We start from the raw sequence: 23,656 nt of genomic DNA, 5'->3' as shown, positions 1-23,656 counted from the left end.
TTTTGGAGAAATGAATGAAACCTTCTGTGGTGCTGTATAAATCGTTGCCTGAAGACCTGCGTGCAAAGCTGGATGAACATTTCAGCGTGACCGAAATCAACGGCTTAACCCCGGAAACTCTCGCGCAACATGCCGACGCCTTCCGTCATGCCGAGGGGATCCTCGGCTCTGGCGGCAAAGTGGATGCGGAGTTTCTACAGCACGCGCCGAAGCTGCGTGCCGCCTCCAGCGTCTCGGTCGGTTATGACAACTTTGACGTCGCCGCGCTCAACGACCGCAAGGTGCTGCTGATGCACACCCCGACGGTGCTGACCGAAACGGTGGCCGATACCATGATGGCGCTGGTGCTCAGCTCCGCACGCCGCGTGGTCGAAATGGCGGAACGCGTGAAGGCGGGCGAATGGCAGGGCAGTTTCGGGGCGGAGTGGTTCGGCATTGATGTCCACCACAAAAAGCTCGGCATTCTGGGCATGGGCCGCATCGGTCTGGCGCTGGCGCAGCGTGCGCACCTCGGTTTCGGCATGCCGATCCTGTATAACGCGCGTAAGCATCATGAAGAAGCCGAGCAGCGCTTTGACGCGCAGTACTGCGACCTGGATACGCTGCTGGCCGAGTCAGACTTCCTCTGCATCAGCCTGCCGCTGACCGAGCAGACCCATCACCTGATCGGGCGCGAGCAGCTGGCGAAGATGAAGAAAAGCGCGGTGCTGATTAACGCCGGGCGCGGCCCGGTGGTCGATGAGCAGGCGCTGATCGACGCACTGAAAGATGGCACGATTTACGCTGCCGGGCTGGACGTGTTTGAGCGGGAGCCGCTGCCGGTCAGCTCAGAGCTGCTGCAGCTGCGCAACGTGGTGGCGCTGCCGCATATCGGCTCCGCGACCCATGAGACCCGCTACGGTATGGCGAAGGACGCGGTAGATAACCTGATTGCCGCGTTAACCGGCAAGGTGGAGAAGAACTGCGTTAATCCACAGATATTGTCCCAGGGCTGAGGCACGCCAAAACGGGCGGGGCATGCCCCGCCCCTACCACGGGGAGGATTACTCCGTCGCGATCGGCGTTTGGTTAATCTCTACGCTGTCATCCCCCTGGATCTGCTTCACGCGCTGTTCAACCTTCTGCACCGCGCTGGCGTCCTTCAGTAGGGAATAGGTCAGCGTAAATTCGGTGCTCTGCCCCGGCTGCAGCTGTTTCACTCTTCCCTGCTCTTTCTCGATTGTCACCGGATAAGCATAGTTGGTGCCCGGCTCAATCCCGGTGACATAACCCTGCTTCAGGGTATCGGTGTTCTTCCACATGGTCAGCAGCGGCAGCTGGCGGGTATCAAACTCAATCGCGGCCCCCTTGTCGCCCTTGCTGTTAATCACCGCCGCCAAGGTTTTGCCATTGCTGTCCGCTTTGGGCTGCAGGTTAAACACCATCTCGTCGAAATCTTTGGTCGGCGCGCCATAAACGTTCCAGCCATCCAGCCCTTTTTTGGCGTAGTCGTTAAAAGGCGATACTGATTTCAGCGGGGCGATAAAGCGCGCGTCTTTTTCCAGGATCGGCGTGCCGAAGTTACTGTGGTAGATAATCTGATAGTCGTGCGGATAGTCTGCCTCATTGGTCAGCACATCATGCACGGTGAATGAGTCCGAGCCCGGCACGTAACGCAGCTCGGTCCAGGTTTCGAGTTTCGCTTTCTTGAAGGTGACCTCTTTCAGCAGCCCGCGAATGCGAATTTCATGCGGGGCTTTATCATCAACCATCACTTCAACTTTCGACGCTGGGGTGTTGCCTGCCTTGCCGTGCAGCGTGTAGATCACCCCGTCTTTGGTTACCGGGTGCCCGGTCCACTCAAAGCCGCAGCGCACCATCATCTCGTTGAATCCTTCCAGCCAGCCCAGCCCGTTACGGCTCTCCAGGTTGATATAGGCCGGGTTGACCACTTCCTGCACCGGAGAATCCCAGCCCAGGCGCACGCCGTGGCCGCTGACGTGCAGCAGATCCATACCGCGCGTCGGGCTGAGTGCAATGGTCAGCCCGTTTTTACTGGTCAGCGTCAGCACTTTGGAGCCCTCCTGCTTGCCGCCGTGCAACACCTTTTGCTCGATGCTGAAACTCTCGCCTGCCAGCTTCAGCTGCTGGCTGCTGATTTGCCAGTTGCCCTTTTCCGTCCCGCTTTCAGCATCCGTCAGCAGCCAGCTTTGCGCCGCAGCCTGACCGCTAAGAATCGCCAACACACACCCTGCCAGAACGCTTTTTTTCATCTCTTTATCCCTTTAGCTGAATTGATTTAGCTTTATGCGGGTCCAGACTACAAATCACCGGCAGATAAAAACGTGACAACCATCACCGACTGACTTTTAAGCTATTTTTGCTCCACTAAACGCGATGGTGGTCACGTAAAAATGATGACTCAGGATTAATTACATAAATAAATGTGATGTTTAGCGAAAGATTGAGCGGGATGTAAAAAACGATTCAGCTATGGGGTGCTGCTCGCCCTCTGCAAGTGGGGTCTGCCCCGATCCTACACCGCTCGCCCTCCTGCTTAGGGGCCAGGCAGGCTGGCACAATCAGACAAATGCGATTCTGCCGCCGCAGCATTGCAATCATCCGGCTGCTGACGTTAAGGTGGTCCTCCTGAGGACTAACAAGTGATTAACAGGGTATGAGCTTTTCGGCATTTGGTGACAAATTTACGCGTCATTCGGGCATCTCTCGTCTGATGGAAGATATGGGCGATGGTTTACGCACGCCGGGGACGGTGATGCTCGGCGGCGGTAATCCCGCGCAGATCCCGGCGATGAACGACTATTTCCAGCAGCTGCTGCAGCAGATGCACGACGAAGGCAAGCTGGCGGAAGCGCTGTGTAACTACGACGGCCCACGCGGTAAAAGCACCCTGCTGGATTCACTCTCCCGGCTGCTGCGCGATGAGCTGGGCTGGCAGATCGCCCCCGAAAATATCGCCCTGACCAACGGTAGCCAGAGCGCCTTCTTCTATCTGTTTAACCTGTACGCTGGCCGCCGCGCCGACGGCAGTAAGAAACGCGTGCTGTTCCCTCTGGCCCCTGAATACCTTGGCTATGCCGATGCCGGACTGGATGAAGACCTGTTTGTCTCCACGCGCCCGAATATCGAACTGCTGCCGGAAGGGCAGTTTAAGTATCACGTCGATTTTGAACACCTGCATATCGGCGACGATACCGGGCTGATCTGCGTATCGCGCCCGACCAACCCGACCGGCAATGTCATCACCGATGAGGAGCTGCTGAAGCTGGATGCGCTGGCGCAGCAGCATCAGATCCCGCTGCTGATCGATAACGCTTATGGCGTTCCGTTCCCCGGTATTATCTTCAGCGAGGCGCGCCCGCTGTGGAACCCGAACATTATTCTGTGCATGAGCCTGTCCAAGCTCGGCCTGCCGGGCTCGCGCTGCGGCATCATTATTGCCGATGAGAAAGTGATCTCCGCCATCAGCAATATGAACGGCATTATCAGCCTGGCACCCGGCAGCATTGGCCCGGCGATCGCTAATGAGATGATCCAGCGCGGCGATCTGCTGCGGCTGTCAGAAGAGGTGATTAAGCCGTTCTACCAGCAGCGGGTTAACCAGACAATCGCCGTTATTCGCCGCTATTTATCCCCCGATCGCTGCCTGATCCATAAACCGGAGGGGGCGATTTTCCTCTGGCTGTGGTTCAAAGACCTGCCGATCACCACCGAAGTGCTGTACCAGCGTTTAAAACAGCGCGGCGTGCTGATGGTGCCGGGGCACTTCTTCTTCCCGGGGCTGGAGCAGGCGTGGCCGCATACGCATCAGTGCATGCGCATGAACTATGTGCCGGACAGCGAGAAGATTGAGCGCGGAATTGCGATTCTGACGGAAGAGGTCGAGCGGGCGCACCGCGAAGGCTAACGCCGGAAAAGAGAATAAAACAAGGGCCGCCAGCTGGCGGCCCGTAAGCATTTTATTTCATGTTATTTCATGATTTCGATACGGCGCGGTTTATTAGCTTCTGGCACCACGCGCTCAAGGTCGATATACAGCAGGCCATTTTCCAGTTTGGCATCACGCACGTGTACGTGCTCGGCCAGCTGGAATTTACGCTCGAAGTTGCGCTCGGCAATGCCCTGATAGAGATAGGTGCGTTCCTGCTGCTCTTCCGGGTGCGAACCGCGCACGCTGAGCAGGTTGTCGTGGGAGGTGATCTCCAGTTCGCTTTCCGCGAAGCCCGCCACGGCAATGGTAATTCGGTAGTTGTTTTCTGCCACCAGCTCCACATTGTACGGAGGGTAGCCGCCATTGTTGTTGCTCTGACCCTGGCTGGATTCCAGCAGGTTGATCAGACGGTCAAAGCCAATGGATGAACGATACAGTGGGGCAAGGTCAAAATTACGCATGTTGCAGCTCCTGATAGTCAGCGAGATGTGATTAACAAAGTCGATCCTCCACATTGGACGGACCGCCGGTTCAGAAAACGCTGCCCTGTCGGCGCAGGCTTCACTGACCGTAAGAGTAAAATGGTGACAGACGCGATGCTTTCAAGGGGAAAATGCGATTTTTTTAACCGGAAAGCAGTGAATGTCATACACTCAGGGATGAGTTTGCCGGACCACGGTGCCAGCCACCACAGAGTGGACAATGCTTTGACGCACGCCGGCGACAAGTCTCAGCAGGCTTGCCATAACAAGGGATATTAATGATGAATGCATTGAAGAAGTGCCATATTGCCGGTTTTGTTGCCTGCGTTTCGCTGGTGAATACCAGCGGCTGCTCCAGCGTGATGATGCACTCCGCGCCTTACGAGGGTTACTACCCCGGCACGCGCGCCAGCGCAGAGACAATCGTCGATAAAAACAGCGGCTGGGTGATGAAACCGCTGGCCGCTATCGATCTGCCATTTTCGGCGGTGCTGGATACGCTGCTGCTGCCGATGGACTATTTCCGCTCCGGCGACAAAGGGGAAGATGACTCCCCGCGCGCGCGCGTGCTGCGCAGCGAGCAGGCCAATCATACCGATGCCATCATGAACGAAACCATGGCCCCCATGTCGTCCTCCCACGATGCCGCACCGTCACCCGCCAGCGGCGCTAGCCTCGCACCCGCGCGATAAATATCTGCCGCCACGGGTTGCCGTCCCGTAAATAGGCGACTGACTCACCGTCCGGCGAGAACACCACCGCATCGGCTACCGGCGGGATTTCGCTGCGTGCGGTAATGCGCCGCACTGCTCCGCTGGCAAGCTGGCAAATCATCACGCTGTTATCGCAGACAAACGCCAGCTGCTGCCCATTTGGATGCCAGCTGAACGCCGACTGAATGCTGTGATGACCGTGCGTCACCTGCCGCGGCTCGCCCCCCAGTGGGGAAACGGTCCACAGCTGCACCACATCCGCCTCGTCCGCCATCAGAAAAGCAATCGCGCTGCCGTCCGGCGAGCTACGCAGCCAGTGGCGCGGGGTGCTGGCCAGGCCACGGCGGGTAAAGGTCAGGCGCCGCTGTTTTACGCCGCGAGGTGGCGCTGGCAGGCTGTGTGCGGTGCCTTCCAGCGGCGCGTCCCCGGCCAGCGCATAGTCGGTACTGTTTTCCGGCAGATCGACAATAAACACCTCGGCCACTTTCTCGCCGCCTGGCGCGACGGTATCGCCAATAAAGGCCAGCGCCCAGCGCTGACGGCTACCGTCGGCGCGCTGATACCCCAGGTTCCCCACCCAGCCCTCTTCATAGGCGCGGTTGATTTCATCACTGCCCGGCAGCGGCTGAACGGTGGTGCGGCTCACCAGCACGCAGTAGTAGCTGCCGTCGTATTCACGCGGATGGTTTTTTGGCGGGCAGACCGCATGCAGCGGCACGGCCACGCCCACATTGCGCAGGTCCTGCTTCACGTCCAGCTCATGCATCACGTGGTCGTTATAGGTAAAGCTCAGGCGTGAACCATCCGGGCTGAACACGTGCACGTGCGAGCCGCCGCGCAGCGCCCCGGCGGTAAACGGCGGGGTGATATCGCAGGCATCAAGATTTTCCGCCACCCCGTGCTGAACGATCACCCCGCGCCGATGATGGAAATCATACTTCCACTGGCTGTCCGGGTGCTCGGGGCCGTGAATGCAGACATAGCGCGGGGGCAGGTCCGGGCTGGCGGTTACCACGCCAACGTGCGCACCGTCGCGCGCCTGATATAGCACCTCGGTGTCACCGCTGCTGACGTTAACCCGCTCAATGGTCAGGCCGGTAAATGACGCCCCGGAAGGGCGCACGTCGTACACCAGCCACTGGCTGTCCGCGGTCCAGACATTGATATTGGTCAGCTGGTGGTGGCGCGCAGCGAAGGTGAGTTGTATTTCTTTCATAGGGGGCCGCTGATAGGGGGGCGGGGAGGATCCCCGCCACCGATAACTAAGGATAGTGGATACGGCGGATGCAGAATATCCGCCGTCTGACGGGGTCAGGCAGGCTACAGTACGAACTTCTCAATCGCGTGGGCCACGCCATCTTCAAAGTTAGGCCGGGTGACAAACTGCGCCATCGCCTTCACTTTCTCAATGCCGTTGCCCATCGCCACGCCGGTGCCGGCATATTCCAGCATCGCCAGGTCATTCTCCTGGTCGCCGATGGCCATCACCTCTTCACGCTTCAGCCCCAGCAGCTCCGCCAGCGCTTTAACGCCCGACCCTTTATTGACGCTTTTATCAAGGATTTCGAGGTAGTAAGGCGAGCTTTTCATGATGGTGTAGCGATCGTACGCTTCCTGCGGGATCTTCTTAATCGCCGCATCCAGCAGTTCTGGCGGGTCGATCATCATCACTTTCGGGAAGCTCAGGCTGCGGTCCATTTCAGCGACGTCGCGCTGGCGCAGCGGGATTCCGGTCAGCCACGCCTCATGAACGGTATACTCGCTGATATCCTTATTTGGCGTGAACAGCTCGGTTTTGGTCAGCGCCTGGAAATGCACGCCCAGCTCGCGCGCCAGCTTTTCGAAGTAGAGATAATCATCGAAATGCAGCGCCACTTCCGCCACGCATTCACCGCTTTCCGCCTTTTGAACCAGTGCGCCGTTGTTGGTGATGCAGTACTGCCCCGGCTGCTGTAAATCCAGCTCCGTCAGGTAATTCTGCACGCCAACAAACGGGCGCCCGGTCGCCAGGACAATCGCCACGCCGTTATCGCGCGCCGCCTGAATGGCCTGCTTCACGCCAGGGGTGATCTGGTGCTGTGGATTCAGTAACGTGCCGTCCATATCAATCGCAATCAGTTTTATCGCCATACCATCCTCGTTAGCCAACAGTTTGTTCCCATGCTAGCGCGATTCAGCTGATGATCACCAGCCTGATTACGCGCTGAACGGCACGCATCCATCAGCGCTGCGCTGCCAGCGGTTTATTAACAAAGAAACCGTAGCTGATCGCACCCAGCATCAGCAGCCCGGCCCCGAGCAGGAACACGTTGGTGAATTTTCCGGTCATATCCAGAATCACCCCGGTAACAATCGGTGCCATTGCGGCGCCAAGGAAGCCGCCAAAGTTCTGAATCGCCCCGAGTGACGCCACCTGATCCTTCGGCGCGATGTCGGTCGCCAGCGTCCAGATAGCCCCCTGTGGCATCTGCGAGCAGAAGTAGCCCAGCGACAGCAGGGTAATCGCCAGCGGGGTACTGTCGACGAACGGGATCGGGGCGACAAAGCAGGCTGCCAGCGCCGCACCCGCAACGATGGGGATCTTACGCGCGTGGATGGCTTTCATGCCGCCTCGCACCAGCTTATCAGACAGCATCCCGCCCACCAGCACGCCGAGGATCCCGGCAAAGAAGGGAATCGAGGCAATCCAGCCGGTCTGCTTCAGGCTGAAGCCGAGCGATTTTTCCAGATAGCTTGGCAGCCAGGTGAGATATACCCAGATGGTAAACATGATGGAGAAGTTACCGATCACCATAAACCACGTGGTGCGGTGCTTAAACAGCGCGCCCCAGCTGGTTTTAACCACTTTTTCCCCGGCGGCCGTGACGCTGCGGTGCCCGGCATGGATCAGCGCATCTTCACGCGCATCGGGATCGCGGTAAAACTTCCACCACGCCAGCAGCAGTGGGAGCCCCATCAGGCCGATTGCCATAAACATCCCGCGCCAGCCAAAGCTCAGCAGCAGCACGGTGAGGATTGGCGGGGCGATGGCGTTAGCGATCTGCGAACCGGTATTGATGATTGAGGTTGGCAGGCCGCGCTCTTTGTCGCCAAACCAGCGGTGGGTGATTTTAATGCCGGAGGTAAAGAACGGCGATTCGGAAATCCCCAGCAGCATACGCAGGCCGTAAAACACCGAGTAGCTGTTGACAAAAGCGGCGAGGAAAGTGAAGCCGGACCACAGCCCCAGCGCCCAAGAGAACATGCGTTTCGGGCCGAACTTATCCACCAGCCAGCCCGCCGGCAGGTTGGCCAGCGCATACGGCCAGAGGAAGGCCGACAGCAGCAGCCCCATTTCGGTCTGCGAGAAGCCAAACTCGGCGGCAATGGTGGTGTTGGCGATGCTGAGGTTGGCGCGATCCAGATAGTTAACCACCGCTGCCAGCAGCAGAATAAGGATAATGCCCCAGCGCAGGCGAGAGATCTGCGGCGGGTTGGCGGCCAGCGGCTGCACGGAGGAGGTTGCGGCTACAGAGGTCTCTTTCATGATGATGTCTCGTCAGTAAACAGGCTCAGGTGAATTTTGATTACCGCTTTGCGGATGCGGGAAACACCGTGGGTCTGGCAACAGGGGCGATGAACATCATGGGGAAACAGCACCACAAAGGTATCCGCTTCCAGCGCAATCATCGATTCATTGTGGGTCTGATGGTAGAACACGATATCGCGCTGTTCGGCGTCGTCTTCGACTACCACATGGCTTGGGTGCGCGCGCGCCACGCCGATGCTCTCTTCACCGGACAGCAGATACTGAATATCAACATAGTTAAAATGTGACTCGGCGCGGCGGGCGCTGGCCGGTTCGGTTTCCATGGTCTGATAGAGGCAGAACATCTTATTATCCGGCAGGATGTCGAATTTTCCCGGTTCCAGCGCGGCAAAATCCGTGGCGGCAATCCATTCTAAAGCCTGGTTAATCACCGGGTGCAGGGTATGACGTTCCCTCGCCCAGTCGTTGCGATCGCAAAAAATCATGGTCGTTGTCCCGTATTGTTATTTGTTTGGCGGGTGTGGGTACAGCGGGCAGCCCCTGGTAGCGCTGCCCGGCGCGAACAGCTAGCCCGCGATTTTCTTCTGCCACAGCGTAGTGCCCTGCTGGATTTGATCCAGCAGCACGCCGAGGCCCCAGAATTTTTCCAGCACGTTATCTTTGTTCACGCGGCAGAACTCGCTGCTGAAAGTGCCCAGATGCTGATGATAAATTTTGGCATTTTTCGGGTAGCCCAGCGTCTCAGTGACCGCGGACAGCGACAGGAACAGCGACAGCTCCTGGGCTTTTTCCGGCTGCTCTGCCCCGTGGCGATACAGCCAGTGATACAGCTCCGGGTGGAAGTTGGTAAACACACCGCTGAAGCCTTTCGAGCCTGCCTGGATAGCGGGCCAGGCGATCGCCGCGTTGGCGTTGATGATATTGAACGGCGTGCCCTCTGCCAGCTTCACGCGGCGCTGCACGGTCGGCAGGTCGCAGCTGACATCTTTCAGCACCACGAAGCGGCCGCTGTTGGCGCAGAAGCTGAACTCTTCGTCGCTCAGCAGGCGGCGATACGGGGCCGGGCACTCGTAAAGGCCAAGCGGCATGCTGGCTGGCAGGGCTTCCAGCAGCGCGTTCAGCGTGGAGAAGAACACCTCGCTGCCCTCGTTTTTCGGGTCAAGATGGTTGGTCACCAGCACCAGCGCATCGATGCCGGTGGCGGCCATCGCGCTCAGCTCTTCGATCTGCGCGTCAAGCGCATCGCTGATATGGCCGGAGGCAATCACCGGTACGCGGCCCTGCACTTTGCCGACCACAAATTCCGCAAGGGATACGCGCTCCTGCAGCGACAGGAACTGCATTTCGCTCGACTGGCAGACGGCAAACAGCGCATCAACGCCCTGCGTCAGATACCAGTCAATTAAACGTTCGAGGCCCGGATAGTCGATCTGGTTATCAGGGGTAAACGGCGTCAACATCACCGGGACAATACCTTCAATCTTCTTCATCTTGTTCTCCTGATGGCAGCGTACTGCCTGAAAATGGGGCGGTTCAGCGCTGCGCCAGTCGCGCAACCACCTGGGGGTGATCGGGCATATTGCTGGCCCCTTCACGCTCCACCGCCAGTGAAGCAAACGCCGCGGCGTAAGTGGCCGCCTGCGCAATGGCCTGTCCGCTTGCCAGCGCGGCGGCGAAGGCGCCGTTAAAGGCATCGCCCGCGCCAGTGGTATCAACGCTGAGCGCCGGAAATGCCGGAATATGCTGGAACTGCCCGTTATCGAGGATCAGCGCGCCGCGCGAGCTCATAGTGATAATCACCCGCTTCGCGCCCTGGCGCACGATGGCCTGCGCCGCTTCTCTGGCGCTCTCCAGATCCGTCACCTCAACCCCCGAGAGCAGCGATGCCTCAGTTTCATTAGGGGTGATCACGTCGACATACTGCAGGCATTTGAGTACATCGTCCGAGAACGGCGCCGGATTCATAATCACCCGCACGCCCAGCGTATTGGCCAGCTTCATGGCGTTGAGCGTGGCGGAGAAGTTGTTCTCCAGCTGTAGCAGCAATACGTCAGCGCCGGACAGCTCGTGCGTCATCTCCGCCACTTCGGCATCGGTGAGCGTCTGATTGGCGCCGGAGTAGATGGCGATCATGTTTTCGCCATCCTGCTGCGACACATAGATAATCGCATTGCCGGTCGGCTCGCTTTCACTCTGATAGAGCTTGAAGGAGTGAATATCCGATGCCGAAAGGTGATCGAAAGCAAACTGGCTGAACTGGTCTTTACCCACTTTAGAGACAAAGTGCACCCGCGCCCCGGTACGGCTGGCGGCCATTGCCTGATTGGCCCCTTTGCCACCCGGACCCAGCGTACTGCCAAGCGCCAGCAGCGATTCTCCGCCTCTGGGAAAGCGCGCGACCTTCGCCACGATATCGACGTTAAACGAGCCGAGAATACATACCCGCCCCTGGGTCTTACGCTTGCCGCGCTGCCCGTTCAGGCGCTGGCTTTCCAGCCGCTGCAGCAGCACTTCAAAGTTGCCGCCGGTCTCGGAAATCAGCCTGGCCTGCAGATTACGGCGTAACACTATCGCCCCGCCGTGGCAGCGCTGAATCAATCCCAGCCCCGCCAGCGCGGCCAGATCGCTGCGAATCGTCTCTTTCGATACGGCAAAGGTCCCGGCGAGCCAGGCGACGCTCAGCGTTTCATGGCGATCGAGATACTCAAGAATGTGGTTACGCCGCTGTTCCAGATACATAGTCACCTCTTTGTCATTAAGAGACTAAGGGAGCACGAAACGTTTAAAAGTGATAGCGGTCATAGCGCGCGGGGAAAAACGGAAGCAAACGGAAGGGAAACCAAAGGGTGAAATGGTAGCGCTGTCCGAGAGCGGAGACGATGTCACTCCCGGACAGGCAGCTTAGTGACATTAATAATGGCTAAAACGATTACTTTCCTCGGTCATTAACTTCACCAGCTTTGGATGAACAAATAACTTCTCCTTTCCTGCACTGATTTCGCTTAACACACCAATATCACACAACTGTTTCAGATAACTTGAGGCCGTCTGGCGTCCAGCGATCTCTTTTTCAACCAGATTACTGATGCGGCAGTAAGGCTGCTCAAAGATAATCTGCACCAATTCATGGCTGTAGACTTTCGGTAACTGCTGACGGACATAGTCGGTCGTATGCTCGATCAGCGATCTGGCTGCCGCAATTTTTTGCGTCGTCCAAATTGCGGTAAATTCGACTGCTTTCAGCATATACAGGATCCATGGCTGCCAGTCACCCTGCTGAGTAACGCCAGTCAGCAGGCGATAATAATCCTGCTTATTACGGACGATGTAGTGGCTAAGGTAAAGAATCGGTAAGCTCAACAGCCCCTGCTCGATCAGGTACAGGATATTGATGATACGCCCGGTACGGCCATTGCCATCTCCAAAGGGATGGATCGCCTCAAACTGATAGTGCGCCGCCGCCATTTTGATCAAGGGGTCAATATCGTCTTCCTGATGCAAAAAGGTTTCCCAGTTTGCCAGTAACGCGCGCATGATTTGCTCACCTTCGGGCGGCGTATAGATAATTTCCTGAGTAGCAGAATTGCGCAGCATCGTTCCCGGGACTTTTCGTATATCCATCTGCACCGACTTGATAGTGCTACAGACCTGAACCAGGGTACTGATACAGAGAGGCCGGTGCTTTAATTCAGTGAACCCTTGGTAGAGAGCGGTGCGGTAACGAAGCGCCTCTTTCGTAGCAGCATCTGCCCGCGCATCTTCTTCGGCAAACTGAAACAGCTTGTCCGATGTTGTGACAATATTCTCTATCTCCGAGCTGTCTTTGGCTTCCAGCAGCGGCAGCAGATTAATCAGCAGTCCCTGATTAGGCAAAAGCTCACCAGCCTGCTTCAGCTCAGCCAAAGCAGCACGCGCCCGAATACAGGCTTTAAGGATCACCCTGTTTTCTAACACTTCACCATCAGGCGGCAGAAGGGGAAGTTGGTTGAAAGGCCGGTCGGCTTGCCAGATCATGTTTAAATTATCCATTTTTTTCGACACGTGTTGAGTATATGTCGCTGCGCTTAACATGAAAACTGAACGTGTCGAAATTCTTCTGTTTTTTCGACACGTTTATGCGATATGTCGATGCGCTTAACATGAAGAGCAAACGTGTCGAAATTATCCTCTTTTTTCGACATGAGAAAAATAACAGGCAGAGTGCAGGCGAAAAAAAAGCAGACCCGAAAGTCTGCTGTTTGCTGCGAGGTGACCGAATGCGGGGCGACCGGAAAAGAAGGTCGCCCCCTACGACGGGCCTGTTCTGTCAGATATCGATGTTCGCCGCGCGCAGGGCGTTCTCTTCGATAAAGGCGCGGCGTGGTTCTACCGCATCGCCCATCAGGGTGGTGAACAGCTGGTCGGCCGCCACGGCGTCTTTGATGGTCACGCGCAGCATACGGCGGCTGTCCGGATCCATGGTGGTTTCCCACAGCTGATCCGGGTTCATTTCGCCCAGACCTTTATAACGCTGTACCGAAAGGCCACGGCGCGACTCTTTCACCAGCCAGTCCATCGCCTGCTCGAAGCTGGCAATGGGCTGAAGGCGCTCGCCGCGCTCGATAAAGGCATCTTCTTCGATCAGGCCGCGCAGTTTCTCACCGAGGGCGCAGATTTTACGGTATTCGCCGCCGAGCATAAACTCAGTATCCAGCGGATAATCGGTATCAACCCCGTGCGTTTTAATACGCAGCACCGGCTCGAAGATATGCAGCTCACGGTTTTCGCGTACCAGGCCGCTAAAGGTGCTGCCGTGCTGGTCGTTATCGTTGAGATACTTCACCAGCCCATCCAGCCAGCCCTGCACCGGCGCTTCTGCCGCCAGGTCGCTCAGCGTCGCGTGGTAGATCAGCGCATTAAGCAGGGCAACCGGATAGCGGCGCTCCATACGTTTGATCATCTTGCGCGTGCTGTTGAACTCAGACACCAGGTCTTCCAGCGGCTTGCCGCCCAGCGCTGGCGCACTGGCGTTAGCGTGCAGCGTCGCCCCGTCCAGCGCGATAGTGATCTGATACTGGTCCATCGCCTCATCGTCTTTAATGTACTGTTCCTGCTTGCCTTTCTTCACCTTGTACAGCGGTGGCTGAGCGATATACACGTGGCCACGCTCGATGATTTCCGGCATCTGGCGGTAGAAGAAGGTCAGCAGCAGCGTACGGATGTGAGAACCATCGACGTCCGCATCGGTCATGATGATGATGCTGTGATAGCGCAGCTTGTCCGGGTTGTATTCGTCACGGCCAATGCCGCAGCCCAGCGCGGTGATCAGCGTTGCCACTTCCTGAGAAGCCAGCATCTTGTCGAAGCGGGCTTTCTCAACGTTGAGAATTTTACCCTTCAGCGGCAGGATTGCCTGGTTCTTACGGTTACGCCCCTGCTTGGCAGAGCCGCCCGCAGAGTCCCCTTCCACCAGGTAGATTTCGGACAGCGCCGGGTCACGCTCCTGGCAGTCGGCCAGTTTGCCCGGCAGGCCTGCCAGGTCGAGCGCGCCTTTACGGCGGGTCATCTCACGCGCGCGGCGTGCAGCTTCACGCGCGCGCGCGGCGTCAATAATTTTACCCACGACGATTTTGGCATCGCCCGGGTTTTCCAGCAGGTATTCAGACAGCAGTTCGTTCATCTGCTGCTCAACCGCCGATTTCACCTCGGAAGAGACCAGTTTATCTTTGGTCTGAGAGGAGAATTTCGGGTCCGGCACTTTCACCGAAACCACGGCAATCAGCCCTTCACGCGCATCGTCACCGGTGGCGCTCACTTTGGCCTTCTTGCTGTAGCCTTCTTTATCCATGTAAGCGTTCAGGGTACGGGTCATGGCGGCGCGGAAGCCAGCCAGGTGCGTACCGCCGTCGCGCTGCGGGATGTTGTTGGTAAAGCAGTAGATGTTTTCCTGGAAACCGTCGTTCCACTGCAGCGCCACTTCCACACCAATGCCGTCTTTCTCGGTTGAGAAATAGAACACATTCGGGTGGATCGGGGTTTTGTTCTTATTCAGATACTCAACGAACGCCTTGATACCACCTTCGTAGTGGTAATGGTCGTTCTTGCCGTCACGCTTGTCTTCCAGCTTGATTGATACGCCGGAGTTCAGGAATGACAGCTCACGCAGACGCTTAGCCAGGATTTCATATTCGAACTCGACCACGTTGGTAAAGGTCTGATGGCTTGGCCAGAAACGCACGCGCGTCCCGGTCAGATCGGTTTCACCGGTCACGCTCAGCGGGGCCTGCGGCACGCCGTGCACGTAGATCTGCTGATGGACTTTGCCTTCACGGCGGATGGTCAGCTCCAGTTTTTCCGACAGGGCGTTAACCACGGAAACCCCTACGCCGTGCAGGCCGCCGGAAACTTTGTATGAGTTATCATCGAACTTACCGCCCGCGTGCAGCACGGTCATGATCACTTCAGCGGCAGAGATACCCTCTTCTTCGTGGATGCCGGTTGGAATACCACGGCCATCATCGACAACGGAGACAGAGTTATCCGCATGAATGGTAACCAGAATGTCTTTACAGTGACCGGCGAGCGCTTCGTCAATGGCGTTATCCACGACCTCAAATACCATGTGATGCAGACCGGTGCCGTCATCCGTATCGCCGATATACATACCCGGGCGCTTGCGTACCGCATCGAGCCCTTTTAGAACTTTGATACTGGAGGAGTCATAAGAATTCGACATCAACTTTTCTCGCTCGTTTAATCTTCAGGTTGAACCGCTATTTTACCCTGTTCTACGTTGAACATCTTGCCCTTTTCATCAGTCATATCGAAGACATGCTCGGCCGCAATGGCACTGACAAAAACCTGGGCCTGAGTGGCTTTTAAGCGCGCTGCCAGCAGGTGGCGGCGCGTTTCGTCCAGCTCAGAGGCAAAATCATCTATCAGATACAGGCAACGTCGCCCGTTCTGTCGGGTGAGAAACTCACCCTGCGCCAGTCTCAGGGCGCACATCAGCAGCTTTAACTGGCCGCGAGACAGTAAATCTTCCACCGGCGTCCCCTCAGCGCGAATACGAAAATCCGCCTTATGGGGGCCGCTGGCCGTGTAGGTCAATGCCCGATCGCGCTCAAAATTGCGTTCGAGCAGGTCGGCGTAATCACTCTCTTTGTCCCAGCCGCGCTGAAAGGAGAAGCTCAGCTGAAACTCCGGCAGAAACTGCGCGCAGGTGGCGTTGATATCCGCCGCTATCGCTTCGCTGTAGGCGGCACGCCAGGCGCTTATCTGCTCTGCCAGCGGTGCCAGCTCCTGGTCCCAGGCGCGGATCTGCTGGTAGCGCGACACCTGGCGCAGCGCGGCGTTGCGCTGCTTCAGCAGGCGACGCAGGTTGCTCCAGGCGTTGAAAAATCCCGGCTCGTTATGAAAACATCCCCAGTCGATATAAGCACGACGGTACTTTGGGCCGCCGTTCAGCAGCGTAAAGCCCTCCGGGGTGATCAGCTGCATGGGCAGCATCTGCGCCAGCTCGGCCACTTTATGCCCGTCGCTGCCGTCAATGCGCACCTTGCTGTCACCGGCGCGGTTTTTCGTCAAGCCAACGGAAACTTCACGCTCGTTACCGGCAATACGCCCGTGCAGAACAAACGCATCCTGCTCGTGGCGGATCACGCGGCCCGCCTGCAGGCTGCGAAACGCCCGGCCATGCCCCAGGGTGTAAATCGCTTCCAGCACGCTGGTTTTACCGCTGCCGTTTGGCCCCACCAGGAAATTAAATCCCGGGGCCAGCGCCAGGTCCGCGTTTTCGATATTACGGAAGTCTTTGATAAGAAGGCGGGTTAAAGCCATGACACCGATCCAGAGCAGCGGGATGTAGGGGCCGCACATGTGCGGCCCTGGGTCAGGCATGCCTGACCCCTACGAAATATGGGGATTAAATCAGCAATTACAATCTCATCGGCATGACAACGTAGGCCGCGGACTGACTGGCCGCATCTTCGATCTGCACGCTGGACACGGAGTCGGTCAGCAGCAGACGTACGTTCTCGCACTTCAGCGCGTTGAGCACATCCAGCACGTAGCTGACGTTAAAGCCAATTTCGAGATCGGTGCCACCGTAGGTGACATCCAGCATCTCTTCCGCTTCTTCCTGCTCCGGGTTATTCGCGGTAATTTTCAGCTGATTTTCGCTGATATACAGGCGAACGCCGCGGAACTTCTCGTTGGAGAGAATGGCGGCACGCGAGAAGGCCTGCTTCAGCAGATCGCAGCTGGCATCCAGCGTTTTGTCCGGATTCTTCGGCAATACGCGGCGATAGTCCGGGAAACGGCCATCAACCAGCTTCGAGGTAAAGATAAAGTCACCCACGTGCGCACGAATATTGTTGCTGCCGATCTGCACCTGCAGTGGCGTGTCGCCACCGTCCAGCAGACGCACCAGCTCAATCACCCCTTTACGCGGCACGATCACCGAATGGCTCGGCAGCGCCTGGCCGACCGGCATCGAGCACACTGCCAGACGGTGCCCGTCGGTTGCCACGGTGCGCAGCTCTTCACCTTCGGTTTCAAACAGCATCCCGTTGAGGTAGTAGCGCACGTCCTGATGAGCCATAGAGAACTGCGTGGCTTCGATCAGGCGCTTCATCGTCGCCTGCGGCAGAGTGAATTCAACCTCACTCTGCCAGTCGTCGAGGTTCGGGAAGTCGCTGGCGGGCAGGGTGGAAAGCGAGAAGCGGCTGCGGCCGGAGCGCACCAGCATTCTTTCGCCGTCCAGAATCACCGTGATCTCCGCACCTTCCGGCAGGCCACGGCAGATATCAAAGAATTTGCGCGCCGGAACGGTGGTCGCGCCCGGCTCGTGGTCCTGCGTCAGTGCAACGCGGGCCACCATCTCCATTTCTAAATCGGTGCCGGTCAGCAGCAGGGTGCCTTCATTAACCTGCAGCAGCAGGTTTCCGAGGATAGGCAGCGTCGGGCGGCCGCCTAACGGGCTGCTGACCTGCTGTAATGGCTTGAGTAAATGCTCGCGTTCTACAATAAATTTCATAGTCAGGAAGATAATGTTCTGATGAGATTTGAGAAATCTTCTTTAATGTCGTGACTCTCTTCGCGCAGCTGCTCAATTTTTCGGCAGGCATGTAGCACGGTGGTATGGTCACGACCCCCGAAAGCATCACCGATTTCCGGCAGACTGTGGTTGGTCAGTTCTTTTGCCATCGCCATCGCCATCTGGCGCGGGCGGGCTACCGAGCGCGAACGGCGCTTCGACAATAAATCGGCCACTTTGATTTTATAATACTCAGCGACGGTCTTCTGAATATTATCAATGGTGACCAGCTTCTCCTGCAAGGCCAGCAGATCGCGCAGCGCTTCGCGCACGAAATCGATGGTAATGGCCCGGCCGGTAAAGTTGGCATTAGCGATCACGCGGTTCAGCGCCCCTTCCAGCTCGCGCACGTTAGAGCGCAGGCGCTTGGCAATAAAGAAGGCCACTTCGCCCGGCAGACGAATGTCGTTTTCGTCAGCCTTTTTCATCAGGATCGCCACGCGGGTTTCCAGTTCTGGCGGTTCGATCGCGACCGTCAGCCCCCAGCCGAAGCGGGATTTCAGTCGATCCTCAACGCCGTTGATCTCTTTCGGATAACGATCTGAGGTCAGAATGATCTGCTGATTACCTTCCAGCAGGGCATTAAAGGTGTGGAAAAACTCTTCCTGCGATCGCTCTTTATTCGCAAAGAACTGAATGTCATCGATCAGCAGCGCATCAACCGAACGGTAGTAGCGCTTAAACTCTTCAATGGCGTTGTTCTGCAGCGCTTTGACCATGTCCTGCACAAAACGCTCGGAGTGCATGTACACCACTTTGGCATTCGGCTTGCGCGCCATAATGCCGTTACCCACCGCGTGCAGCAGGTGCGTTTTACCCAGACCGGTGCCGCCATAAAGGAACAGCGGGTTGTAGGCTCCGCCAGGGTTATCCGCCACCTGGCGTGCCGCCGCACGTGCCAGCTGGTTCGATTTACCCTCAACGAAGTTGTCAAAGTTGTGTTTAGTATTGACGTTGGAGCGGTAGGAGAGCTCGGCCGGAGCCGGCATATTGTCCCAGCTTGGCCGCATCGGCGCCGGGCGGCTGATAATGCCTGGAGAGCTGGCATTGGCGCTGGCTAACACGGGCTGGCTGATGGCCTGCGCCACCGGCTTACTGCCGACTTCAAAACGCAGCAATGGCACATTGCTGCCGCAGAAGTCATTCAGCAAGGCATTAATATTATTCAGGTATTTATCCCGAACCCAGTCGAGTACAAAACGGTTTGGTGCATACAAGGCCAGCGTATTGTCATTCAGTTCGGCCTGCAAGGGGCGTATCCACATGCTGAATTCTGTGGCAGGTAGCTCATCCTGTAAACGGGCAAGACACTGTTGCCAAAGCGTTAGTGACACGGCGGACTCCACTCGAAAAAGTTCGATAAGAAATAAAGGCGCTGAAGCGATAATTTCATCATTGTTGACGCATGCCGATGATACGCATGCGAACCGCTATCCGCGGTTACTCCGCCCGTCCCCGACATTGATACTACTTTCGGGTTAGGATCCGACCCGGGGATCGTTAGCGGAAGGGCGGATCATAGCGTAAAGCGCAGCAGAGATCTTCACTTTCTACACAGTTTTGATCCAATTTATCCACAGGGGCGGATAGCGGGGATAAGTTTACGCCAGCCTGCACAAAAGGCATTCAGGATCGTCTGCATTCGTTGAAATTTAATGGTGCCGTCACGTTATTGCCGCAAATGTGATGTAACAGGATCGCGAGAAGATCCTGCGCGATCCTTGCGCTTTTTACTGGACACCGTATAATTTGTGCCCCGGCGTGTGCGCCATGGCCGTTTTGGCTGTTTTTCGGTCACTACGGGCAATCAGGATGCGCTTTTCACGCGAAGTAAATTGACTCTGGACTGTACAATTATTACAATCCCGCCTCTTTATTAAAGACACACTGAGGCGTCGGTCGTTTTTTCGGGCCAGATAACGCGTCACCAAGTGAAATTTTTCAAGTTTAGGTAGAAATCGCCATGAAACGCACTTTTCAACCGTCCGTACTGAAGCGCAACCGTTCACACGGTTTCCGTGCTCGTATGGCAAATAAAAATGGTCGTCAGGTTCTGGCACGTCGTCGTGCTAAAGGCCGTTCTCGTCTGACCGTTTCTAAGTAATAAAAGCTAACCGCTGAGTGGTTAAGCTCGCATTTCCCAGGGAGTTACGTTTGTTAACTCCCACTCATTTCACTTTCGTCTTCCAGCAGCCACAACGGGCTGGCACGCCGCAAATCACCATACTCGGCCGCCTGAACACGCTGGGGCATCCCCGCATCGGTCTCACCGTCGCCAAAAAACATGTTAAACGTGCGCATGAACGCAACCGGATCAAGCGATTGACCCGCGAAAGCTTTCGTCTGCGTCAGCATGAATTACCGGCAATGGATTTTGTGATTGTGGCGAAAAAGGGTGTCGCGGATCTGGATAACCAGGCACTGACGGAAGCGTTGGAGAAACTATGGCGTCGTCACTGTCGCCTGGCTCGCGGCTCTTAATCGGGCTGATTCGCGTTTATCAGCGCGTGATCAGCCCGCTTTTAGGTCCCCATTGCCGTTTCCATCCCACCTGTTCTCAATACGGTATTGAGGCATTGCGCAGGTTCGGATTGGTAAAAGGGTGTTGGTTGACGCTAAGACGCATATTAAAATGCCACCCTTTAAACCAGGGTGGCGACGACCCGGTGCCGCCACATAACCATTGATCTCAGAGAACATTAACGATGGATTCGCAACGCAATCTTTTTCTCATCGCTTTTCTGTTCGTGTCCTTTATGATCTGGCAAGCCTGGCAGACGGACCACGCTCCGCAGCCATTGCAGACCCAGACCACGCAGAACACGACCAGCGCTGCCGGTGATGCCGCTAATCAGGGTGTACCTGCCAGCGGACAGGGCAAAACGATCACCGTTAAGACCGATGTCCTGTCTTTAAACATCAATACCCGCGGTGGCGATATTGATCAGGCACAGCTGCTGACTTACCCGGACAAACTGGGTTCAGACCAGCCTTTCCAGCTGCTGGAAACCACATCAGGCTTCCTGTATCAGGCACAAAGTGGCCTGACCGGTCGTAATGGCCCGGATAACCCGGCCAATGGTGCGCGCCCTCTGTACACCAGCAGCCAGGATCACTTCGAACTGGCAGAAGGCCAGAGCGAACTGCGTATCCCGCTGACCTTTACCGCTGAAAACGGCGCGACCTACACCAAGACCTTCGTCCTGAAGCGCGGCGAGTACGCGATCACCGTCGATTATCAGGTCAACAACGCCACCCAGCAGCCGCTGGAAGTGTCGATGTTTGGTCAGCTGAAGCAGACCATTGATCTGCCGAAGCATCGCGATACCGGCAGCAACAACTTTGCGTTGCATACTTTCCGCGGTGCGGCTTACTCCAGCAGTGAGACCAACTACGAGAAGTACAAATTCGACAAGATCAGCGATAACGAAAACCTGAGCACCACCACCACCAACGGTTGGGTGGCGATGATGCAGCAGTATTTCGCCACCGCATGGGTTCCGCAGACTGCGGGCAGCAACACGCTTTACACCAGTAACCTGGGTAATGGTATTGCCGCAATCGGCTACAAATCTGCGCCAGTGACCATTGCGCCGGGTTCTCAGCAGCAGCTGGCTGCGACCCTGTGGGTTGGCCCGGAAATTCAGGACAAAATGGCGGCGGTTGCCCCACACCTGGATCTGACCGTGGATTACGGCTGGCTGTGGTTTATCTCCCAGCCGCTGTTTAAGCTGCTGAAGTTCCTGCACAGCTTTATCGGTAACTGGGGCTTCTCAATTATCGTTATCACCTTCATCGTGCGCGGCATCATGTACCCGCTGACCAAAGCGCAGTACACCTCGATGGCCAAAATGCGCATGCTGCAGCCGAAGATTCAGGCAATGCGTGAGCGTTTAGGTGAAGACAAGCAGAAGATGAGCCAGGAGATGATGGCGCTGTACAAAGCGGAGAAAGTGAACCCGCTTGGCGGCTGTCTGCCACTGGTTATCCAGATGCCTATCTTCCTGGCACTGTACTACATGCTGATGGGCTCGGTGGAACTGCGCCATGCGCCGTTTGCACTGTGGATCCATGACCTGTCCGCACAGGACCCGTACTACATCCTGCCGATCCTGATGGGTATCACGATGTTCTTCATTCAGAAGATGTCGCCAACCACCGTGACCGACCCGATGCAGCAGAAGATCATGACCTTTATGCCGGTCATCTTCACCGTGTTCTTCCTGTGGTTCCCGTCTGGTCTGGTGCTGTACTACATCGTCAGTAACCTGGTGACCATTCTCCAGCAGCAGCTGATTTATCGCGGGCTGGAAAAACGTGGTCTGCACAGCCGCGACAAGAAAAAAGCGTAATTTGTCCGTAGGGGCGAGGCATGCCTCGCCCGTGCTAAATTTCGGCACAATGCTTACACTAAGGCGGTCATCATGACCGCCTTTTTTTATCTTAAAAAAGAGAGTTCAACATGAGCCATAGCGATACTATCGTCGCCCAGGCGACCCCACCTGGCCGCGGCGGCGTCGGCATCCTGCGCATTTCCGGCAGCAAAGCCCGCGACGTGGCGCAGCTGCTGCTGGGCAAACTGCCAAAGCCGCGCTACGCCGACTATCTGCCCTTTAAGGATGCGGATGGCAGCACGCTCGACCAGGGCATTGCGCTGTGGTTCCCCGGCCCGAACTCCTTTACCGGCGAAGATGTGCTGGAGCTGCAGGGCCACGGCGGCCCGGTGATCCTCGACCTGCTGCTGAAGCGCATTGTCGCGCTGCCGGGGCTGCGCATTGCCAATCCGGGGGAGTTCTCCGAGCGCGCCTTCCTCAATGACAAGCTCGACCTCGCACAGGCCGAGGCGATAGCCGACTTGATCGACGCCAGCTCCGAACAGGCCGCCCGTTCGGCGGTCAACTCACTACAGGGTGTTTTCTCCACCCGCGTTAATGCTCTGGTGGAAGCACTCACTCACCTGCGCATCTACGTGGAGGCAGCGATCGATTTCCCTGACGAGGAGATCGACTTCCTCTCCGACGGTAAAATCGAGGCCCAGCTAAATCAGGTTATCGGCGATCTGGATGGCGTGCGTGCTGAAGCCCGTCAGGGCAGCCTGCTACGTGAAGGGATGAAGGTGGTGATCGCTGGCCGCCCTAACGCCGGAAAATCCAGCCTGCTCAACGCGCTGGCCGGGCGCGAAGCGGCGATTGTCACCGATATTGCCGGCACCACGCGCGACGTGCTGCGCGAACATATCCATATTGACGGCATGCCGCTGCACATCATCGATACCGCTGGCCTGCGTGAAGCCAGTGATGAAGTGGAACGCATCGGTATTGAACGCGCATGGAAAGAGATAGAACAGGCCGATCGCGTGCTGTTTATGGTGGATGGCACCACCACCGGCGCCACCGAACCCGCTGAGATCTGGCCGGACTTTATTGCCCGCCTGCCGCAAACTCTGCCGATCACCGTGGTACGAAATAAAGCGGATATCACTGGCGAAGCAGAGGGTCTAAGCGAAGTGAACGGTCACTCACTTATTCGCCTGTCGGCGCGCACCGGGGACGGCATCGATATCCTGCGCGACCATCTGAAAGCCAGCATGGGCTTTGCCGGCAATATGGAGGGCGGCTTCCTCGCTCGCCGCCGTCATCTCCAAGCGCTGGAGTTAGCAGCCACTCACCTGCAGCAGGGCAAACATCAGCTGCTGGGGGCTTGGGCTGGGGAACTGCTGGCGGAGGAGCTGCGTCTGGCGCAGCAGGCACTGAGTGAGATCACCGGCGAGTTCAGCTCCGACGATCTGCTGGGACGGATCTTCTCCAGCTTCTGTATTGGCAAATAAGTCTTTTCGCACTTCCTTCGCCACATCCGCTCCCGCTGTACAATCGTATGGCGGGGCACCTTACGCCGTGAAAAGCCAAACCACACCAGCCATCCATC

The 23,656-nt window shown here is 57.0% G+C and carries 21 protein-coding genes; 8 read left to right on the top strand and 13 right to left on the bottom strand.

Translation table 11 applies throughout. From position 1 onward, the window contains the following. The first annotated feature begins 14 nt into the window (after positions 1–14). On the top strand, positions 15–995 hold the full coding sequence (gene ghrB, locus QLG07_RS14600; RefSeq protein WP_282469504.1) for a glyoxylate/hydroxypyruvate reductase GhrB: 981 nt from the start codon (positions 15–17) through the stop codon (positions 993–995). 48 nt (positions 996–1,043) lie between these two features. On the opposite strand, the gene QLG07_RS14595 is transcribed toward ghrB, so the two are convergent. Beyond that, positions 1,044–2,252 (bottom strand): aldose 1-epimerase family protein, encoded by a 1,209-nt coding sequence (locus tag QLG07_RS14595; protein WP_282469503.1) that lies wholly within the window; start codon positions 2,250–2,252, stop codon positions 1,044–1,046. Between the two features lie 404 nt (positions 2,253–2,656). Here QLG07_RS14595 and QLG07_RS14590 point away from each other — a divergent pair, with 404 nt between their 5' ends. Then, positions 2,657–3,907 (top strand): valine--pyruvate transaminase, encoded by a 1,251-nt coding sequence (locus tag QLG07_RS14590; RefSeq protein ID WP_282469502.1) that lies wholly within the window; start codon positions 2,657–2,659, stop codon positions 3,905–3,907. A 62-nt stretch (positions 3,908–3,969) separates the two neighbouring features. Here QLG07_RS14590 and ibpA read toward each other — a convergent pair whose 3' ends face one another. Beyond that, a complete protein-coding gene (gene ibpA / locus QLG07_RS14585) occupies positions 3,970–4,392 on the bottom strand; it encodes a small heat shock chaperone IbpA (RefSeq protein ID WP_048917901.1) in 423 nt (140 codons plus the stop codon). 302 nt (positions 4,393–4,694) lie between these two features. Here ibpA and QLG07_RS14580 point away from each other — a divergent pair, with 302 nt between their 5' ends. Then, positions 4,695–5,105, top strand: coding sequence for a YceK/YidQ family lipoprotein (locus QLG07_RS14580; protein WP_282469552.1), 411 nt, complete (start codon positions 4,695–4,697; stop codon positions 5,103–5,105). On the opposite strand, the gene QLG07_RS14575 is transcribed toward QLG07_RS14580, so the two are convergent. The 11 genes from QLG07_RS14575 to dnaA form a co-directional block, all read right to left on the bottom strand. Further along, on the bottom strand, positions 5,083–6,342 hold the full coding sequence (locus tag QLG07_RS14575) for a DUF3748 domain-containing protein (protein WP_282469501.1): 1,260 nt from the start codon (positions 6,340–6,342) through the stop codon (positions 5,083–5,085). The two genes, QLG07_RS14580 and QLG07_RS14575, sit on opposite strands and share 23 nt — an antisense overlap. A 104-nt stretch (positions 6,343–6,446) precedes the next feature. Beyond that, the gene (gene yidA / locus QLG07_RS14570) at positions 6,447–7,256 is read right to left on the bottom strand and encodes a sugar-phosphatase (RefSeq protein ID WP_048917903.1); all 810 of its coding nucleotides are present in this window, start codon (positions 7,254–7,256) and stop codon (positions 6,447–6,449) included. Positions 7,257–7,347: 91 nt separating this feature from the next. Beyond that, positions 7,348–8,652, bottom strand: a complete 1,305-nt coding sequence (locus QLG07_RS14565) for an MFS transporter (protein ID WP_048917904.1) — start codon at positions 8,650–8,652, stop codon at positions 7,348–7,350. Beyond that, complete coding sequence (locus QLG07_RS14560) at positions 8,649–9,140, bottom strand: YhcH/YjgK/YiaL family protein (protein WP_282469500.1); 492 nt, start codon at positions 9,138–9,140, stop codon at positions 8,649–8,651. The genes QLG07_RS14565 and QLG07_RS14560 overlap by 4 nt, the downstream gene beginning before the upstream one ends. An 81-nt stretch (positions 9,141–9,221) precedes the next feature. Then, the gene (locus QLG07_RS14555; RefSeq protein WP_282469499.1) at positions 9,222–10,145 is read right to left on the bottom strand and encodes a dihydrodipicolinate synthase family protein; all 924 of its coding nucleotides are present in this window, start codon (positions 10,143–10,145) and stop codon (positions 9,222–9,224) included. A 43-nt stretch (positions 10,146–10,188) separates the two neighbouring features. Continuing rightward, positions 10,189–11,394, bottom strand: coding sequence for a ribokinase (rbsK, locus tag QLG07_RS14550; protein ID WP_282469498.1), 1,206 nt, complete (start codon positions 11,392–11,394; stop codon positions 10,189–10,191). A gap of 171 nt (positions 11,395–11,565) precedes the next feature. Next, on the bottom strand, positions 11,566–12,669 hold the full coding sequence (locus QLG07_RS14545; RefSeq protein WP_282469497.1) for a Fic family protein: 1,104 nt from the start codon (positions 12,667–12,669) through the stop codon (positions 11,566–11,568). A 292-nt stretch (positions 12,670–12,961) separates the two neighbouring features. Next, positions 12,962–15,370 carry a DNA topoisomerase (ATP-hydrolyzing) subunit B gene (gene gyrB / locus QLG07_RS14540; RefSeq protein WP_282469496.1) on the bottom strand — a complete coding sequence of 803 codons (2,409 nt, stop codon included), beginning with the start codon at positions 15,368–15,370 and terminating at the stop codon, positions 12,962–12,964. Positions 15,371–15,387: 17 nt separating this feature from the next. Next, positions 15,388–16,473 (bottom strand): DNA replication/repair protein RecF, encoded by a 1,086-nt coding sequence (gene recF / locus QLG07_RS14535; RefSeq protein ID WP_048917918.1) that lies wholly within the window; start codon positions 16,471–16,473, stop codon positions 15,388–15,390. Between the two features lie 97 nt (positions 16,474–16,570). Beyond that, positions 16,571–17,671, bottom strand: coding sequence for a DNA polymerase III subunit beta (gene dnaN / locus QLG07_RS14530; protein WP_048917910.1), 1,101 nt, complete (start codon positions 17,669–17,671; stop codon positions 16,571–16,573). A 2-nt stretch (positions 17,672–17,673) separates the two neighbouring features. After that, on the bottom strand, positions 17,674–19,065 hold the full coding sequence (dnaA, locus tag QLG07_RS14525; protein WP_048917911.1) for a chromosomal replication initiator protein DnaA: 1,392 nt from the start codon (positions 19,063–19,065) through the stop codon (positions 17,674–17,676). A 629-nt stretch (positions 19,066–19,694) separates the two neighbouring features. Here dnaA and rpmH point away from each other — a divergent pair. The 5 genes from rpmH (at position 19,695) to mnmE (ending at position 23,558) form a co-directional block, all read left to right on the top strand. Further along, positions 19,695–19,835 (top strand): 50S ribosomal protein L34, encoded by a 141-nt coding sequence (gene rpmH, locus QLG07_RS14520; protein WP_003023858.1) that lies wholly within the window; start codon positions 19,695–19,697, stop codon positions 19,833–19,835. 17 nt (positions 19,836–19,852) lie between these two features. Beyond that, positions 19,853–20,212, top strand: a complete 360-nt coding sequence (gene rnpA, locus QLG07_RS14515) for a ribonuclease P protein component (protein WP_048917912.1) — start codon at positions 19,853–19,855, stop codon at positions 20,210–20,212. Beyond that, on the top strand, positions 20,176–20,418 hold the full coding sequence (gene yidD / locus QLG07_RS14510) for a membrane protein insertion efficiency factor YidD (RefSeq protein WP_099754511.1): 243 nt from the start codon (positions 20,176–20,178) through the stop codon (positions 20,416–20,418). The genes rnpA and yidD overlap by 37 nt, the downstream gene beginning before the upstream one ends. An 18-nt stretch (positions 20,419–20,436) precedes the next feature. Continuing rightward, on the top strand, positions 20,437–22,083 hold the full coding sequence (gene yidC / locus QLG07_RS14505; protein WP_282469495.1) for a membrane protein insertase YidC: 1,647 nt from the start codon (positions 20,437–20,439) through the stop codon (positions 22,081–22,083). 110 nt (positions 22,084–22,193) lie between these two features. Continuing rightward, positions 22,194–23,558, top strand: a complete 1,365-nt coding sequence (gene mnmE, locus QLG07_RS14500; RefSeq protein ID WP_282469494.1) for a tRNA uridine-5-carboxymethylaminomethyl(34) synthesis GTPase MnmE — start codon at positions 22,194–22,196, stop codon at positions 23,556–23,558. The last annotated feature ends 98 nt before the right edge of the window (positions 23,559–23,656 follow it).

Origin of the sequence: Erwinia sp. V90_4, assembly GCF_029967685.1 — a bacterium.
Lineage (GTDB): Bacteria > Pseudomonadota > Gammaproteobacteria > Enterobacterales > Enterobacteriaceae > Erwinia > Erwinia aphidicola.
The sequence above is the reverse complement of the archived record's forward strand: the minus strand, read 5'-3'. Positions and strand labels throughout refer to the sequence as shown.

Excerpts from the sequence above, each read along its gene's own strand:
- QLG07_RS14580 (WP_282469552.1), top strand. The coding sequence starts at position 4,695 with ATGAATGCATTGAAGAAGTGCCATATTGCCGGTTTTGTTGCCTGCGTT.
- recF (WP_048917918.1), bottom strand. The coding sequence starts at position 16,473 with ATGGCTTTAACCCGCCTTCTTATCAAAGACTTCCGTAATATCGAAAAC.
- ibpA (WP_048917901.1), bottom strand. The coding sequence starts at position 4,392 with ATGCGTAATTTTGACCTTGCCCCACTGTATCGTTCATCCATTGGCTTT.
- rpmH (WP_003023858.1), top strand. The coding sequence starts at position 19,695 with ATGAAACGCACTTTTCAACCGTCCGTACTGAAGCGCAACCGTTCACAC.
- mnmE (WP_282469494.1), top strand. The coding sequence starts at position 22,194 with ATGAGCCATAGCGATACTATCGTCGCCCAGGCGACCCCACCTGGCCGC.
- QLG07_RS14595 (WP_282469503.1), bottom strand. The coding sequence starts at position 2,252 with ATGAAAAAAAGCGTTCTGGCAGGGTGTGTGTTGGCGATTCTTAGCGGT.
- QLG07_RS14560 (WP_282469500.1), bottom strand. The coding sequence starts at position 9,140 with ATGATTTTTTGCGATCGCAACGACTGGGCGAGGGAACGTCATACCCTG.
- QLG07_RS14575 (WP_282469501.1), bottom strand. The coding sequence starts at position 6,342 with ATGAAAGAAATACAACTCACCTTCGCTGCGCGCCACCACCAGCTGACC.
- yidD (WP_099754511.1), top strand. The coding sequence starts at position 20,176 with ATGGCGTCGTCACTGTCGCCTGGCTCGCGGCTCTTAATCGGGCTGATT.
- QLG07_RS14590 (WP_282469502.1), top strand. The coding sequence starts at position 2,657 with ATGAGCTTTTCGGCATTTGGTGACAAATTTACGCGTCATTCGGGCATC.
- QLG07_RS14565 (WP_048917904.1), bottom strand. The coding sequence starts at position 8,652 with ATGAAAGAGACCTCTGTAGCCGCAACCTCCTCCGTGCAGCCGCTGGCC.
- QLG07_RS14555 (WP_282469499.1), bottom strand. The coding sequence starts at position 10,145 with ATGAAGAAGATTGAAGGTATTGTCCCGGTGATGTTGACGCCGTTTACC.
- ghrB (WP_282469504.1), top strand. The coding sequence starts at position 15 with ATGAAACCTTCTGTGGTGCTGTATAAATCGTTGCCTGAAGACCTGCGT.
- gyrB (WP_282469496.1), bottom strand. The coding sequence starts at position 15,370 with ATGTCGAATTCTTATGACTCCTCCAGTATCAAAGTTCTAAAAGGGCTC.
- yidA (WP_048917903.1), bottom strand. The coding sequence starts at position 7,256 with ATGGCGATAAAACTGATTGCGATTGATATGGACGGCACGTTACTGAAT.
- yidC (WP_282469495.1), top strand. The coding sequence starts at position 20,437 with ATGGATTCGCAACGCAATCTTTTTCTCATCGCTTTTCTGTTCGTGTCC.
- QLG07_RS14545 (WP_282469497.1), bottom strand. The coding sequence starts at position 12,669 with ATGATCTGGCAAGCCGACCGGCCTTTCAACCAACTTCCCCTTCTGCCG.
- rbsK (WP_282469498.1), bottom strand. The coding sequence starts at position 11,394 with ATGTATCTGGAACAGCGGCGTAACCACATTCTTGAGTATCTCGATCGC.
- dnaN (WP_048917910.1), bottom strand. The coding sequence starts at position 17,671 with ATGAAATTTATTGTAGAACGCGAGCATTTACTCAAGCCATTACAGCAG.